Raw genomic sequence first — 3,034 nt, forward strand, 5'->3', positions numbered from 1 at the left:
CTGGTCCGCGTCAACCTGATGCAGCGCAGGCGCATCGACCGCTTGCTCCAACCCGAGCCTAGCCCTGCCTCCAATCCAGACCAATTGGTCCTCCAATGGGCCTGAAACTAAACCGGACACCCGTGGGCTTGACCCGGGCATCCAGAAGGTGTCGACGCTCTCTGGATTGTCGGGTCAAGCCCGGCAATGACAGGTATAGGAAAGGCCGCTGCGGTCAGATCGCCGCGGTGACCTGGATCTCGACCCGGTATTCCGGGCCAGCCAGCTTGCTTTCGACCGTGGCGCGGGCCGGGGTGTTGCCTGGCGAGACCCACTTGTCCCAGGCCGCGTTCATCGCCGCGAAATCGGCGATGTCGGCCAGCCAGATATTGGCGGTCAGCAGCTTGGTCTTGTCGGTGCCGGCCTCGGCCAGGATCCCGTCGATCGCGGCCAGGATCTGCCGGGTCTGGTCGGTCACGTCCGTCGTCGGGATCTCGGCCACCTGGCCGGCCAGGAACACGCGGTCGCCATGGATGACGGCCGCGCTCATGCGCGGGCCGACGCCGATGCGCTTGATGGTCATGGAATCCTCTTTCTGCTTCGGGTGGGATCAGGGCTCGAGCCTGGCCAGCAGCCGGGCCCGGGTGGGTTCGTCGACGAAGGCGGCCTGCAGCGCGGTGCGGGTGACCTGCCGCAGCGCCGCCTCGTCGAGGCCGAAATGCCGCTCCGCCACGTCGTATTCGCGGCCGATGGTGGTGGCGAAATAGGGCGGGTCGTCGCTGTTCAGCGTCACCTTCACCCCGGCCTCCATCAGCTGGCGCAGCGGATGGGCACGATAGTCGGGATAGACCTTGGTGGCGACGTTGCTGGTCGGGCAGACCTCCAGCACCATGCCGCGATCGGCCAGCTCGCGCACCAGGGTCGGGTCCTCGATCGAGCGCACGCCGTGGCCGATGCGGGCCACCGGCAGGCGCAGCGCCGCCCACACGCTTTCCGGCCCCGCCGCCTCGCCGGCATGGACGTTGCAGGCCAGGCCGGCCTCCTCATGGGCGATGCGGAAGGCCTGGGCGAACAGGCGCGGCGGGAAGCCGGCCTCGTCGCCGCCCATGCCGAAGCCGGTGACCAGCGGATGCGGGTGCTTCGCCGCCAGCTTCGCCACCTCGACTCCGCGCTCGGTCCCGAGATGGCGGACGCAGGTGACGATGATGCGGGATTCGATGCCGGTCTCGGCCCGCGCATCCTCGATGCCCCGGACGATGCCGTCGAGATGGCCCTGATACGACAGGCCGGCCGCAGCGGCATGGTCGGGCGAGGACATCAGCTCGACATAGATCGCGCCCTCGGCGGCGCAGGCCCTCAGGTATTCGTAGGTGACATCGCGATAATCCTGCTCGGTTTTGATCACCGTGCTGGCGACGTCGTAGACCTTGAGGAAATGCAGGAAGGTGGTCCAGGCGAACTCGCCCTGGGCGTTGAACAGCTCCGCCGGCAGGGTCATGCCATGCCGGTCGGCCAGGCGGCGGACCAGGTCCGGGCTGGCCGCGCCCTCCAGATGCAGGTGAAGCTCCACCTTCGGCAGCATCGCAACCTCCGTCATGATGCCGACACCCCGCTCTCGCCGGCCGGGTCGGTCGCCCCCGCGGGCGGCGAGACCGGCGACCGGGTCCGCGTCTCGCGGTGCAGGATGTACAGGCCGCTGGCGACGACCACCGCCGAGCCGACCCAGATCCACAGATCGGGCACGTCGCCCCACAGCATGAAGCCCAGCCCGACGCCCCAGATCATGCCGGTGTATTCGAACGGCACCACGATCGACGGCGTGGCCACGCGATAGGCCTGCGCCATCATGATCGCGCCGATGCCGCCGAGCAGGCCGAGCACGGCGAGCAGTCCGGCGTCCTTCCAGGTCGGGGTGACCCAGACGAAGGGCATCTGCACCCCGGCGACGGCGACGATGACGATGGTGGCGTAGAAGATCATCGAGGCGTTGGTCTCGGTGCGGCTGTAGAGGCGCATCAGCACCATCGACAGGGCATAGGCCGCGGTGGCCAGCAGCGCGATCGCGCCGCCGCTGCCGAAGCTGCTGCCCTCGCCGCCCGGCCGGATCATGATCATCACCCCGGCGAAGCCGACCAGCACGGCCAGCCAGCGCTTGAGGCCGACCCTCTCGCCCAGGATCGGCACCGACATCGCGGTGATGAACATCGGCGCGGCGAAGCCGATGGCATAGGCGTCGGCCAAGGGCATCACCGCGAAGGCCCAGAAGAAGCCGAAGGTGCCGACGACGCCGACCAGGCCGCGCATCAGATGCACCCCGACCCGGCGGGTCCGCAGCGCCTTCAGCCCCGGCGGCCGATACAGCATCACCAGGGTCGGGATCAGCCCGATCGAGGCGCGGAAGAACACGATCTGGGCGATCGGATAGTCGGCCGACAGCCATTTGATCATGGCGTCCATGATGCACAGGAGGAAGATGCCGCCGGTGTAGAGCGCGATGCCCTGCGCCGCAGACTGCTTCGCCTGCGGCGGCGCGGTCGCGGCCTGTGTGTCCATGCTCAGGCGATCCGCTCGGCGACCAGCGCCGGCTGGGCCGGCGCGGTGTCGGCCACGGTGACGGCGGCGCGGATCGCGGCTTCGGCCGCGGCGGCCGAGGCTTCGTCGCGGGCGTGCAGCAGGGCCAGCGGCCGGCCCTTCGGGCCGACGGCCTCGCCGATGGCGGCAATCCCGGTCAGGCCGACGGCGTGGTCGACGCCGTCCTCCGGCCGGGTGCGCCCGCCGCCCAGCGCGACGACGGCGACGCCGATCGCCCGGGCGTCGACCGCGGCGACGACGCCGTCGCGCTCCGCCGCGATCGGCCGCACCACCGGCGCCGCCGGCAGGTGGTCCTTCTCCAGGATGTCGGCCGGGCCGCCCAGGTCGCGGACCATGCGGGCGAAGCGCTCCGCCGCGGCGCCGCTGGCGAGCGCATGCTCGACCATGACCCGGCCGGCCTCGGCATCGGCGGCCAGGCCGCCGATCACCAGCAGCACGGCGGTCAGCCGGGCCGGCACCTCCC

The 3,034-nt window shown here is 70.5% G+C and carries 3 protein-coding genes and 1 pseudogene; all 4 read right to left on the reverse strand.

Going from position 1 to position 3,034, the window contains the following annotated elements; all coding sequences use genetic code 11:
- Positions 1 to 214: 214 nt before the first annotated feature.
- The gene (locus ACTOWL_RS37660; protein WP_441326428.1) at positions 215 to 562 is read right to left on the reverse strand and encodes a RidA family protein; all 348 of its coding nucleotides are present in this window, start codon (positions 560 to 562) and stop codon (positions 215 to 217) included.
- 27 nt (positions 563 to 589) lie between these two features.
- The gene (locus ACTOWL_RS37665; RefSeq protein WP_441326429.1) at positions 590 to 1,561 is read right to left on the reverse strand and encodes an adenosine deaminase; all 972 of its coding nucleotides are present in this window, start codon (positions 1,559 to 1,561) and stop codon (positions 590 to 592) included.
- A gap of 11 nt (positions 1,562 to 1,572) precedes the next feature.
- Complete coding sequence (locus ACTOWL_RS37670) at positions 1,573 to 2,532, reverse strand: DMT family transporter (protein ID WP_441326430.1); 960 nt, start codon at positions 2,530 to 2,532, stop codon at positions 1,573 to 1,575.
- A 2-nt stretch (positions 2,533 to 2,534) separates the two neighbouring features.
- Positions 2,535 to 3,034 (reverse strand): annotated as a pseudogene (locus ACTOWL_RS37675) (thymidine phosphorylase); the annotation flags it as partial.

Source organism: Inquilinus sp. CA228 (assembly GCF_052078665.1).
Lineage (GTDB): Bacteria > Pseudomonadota > Alphaproteobacteria > DSM-16000 > Inquilinaceae > Inquilinus.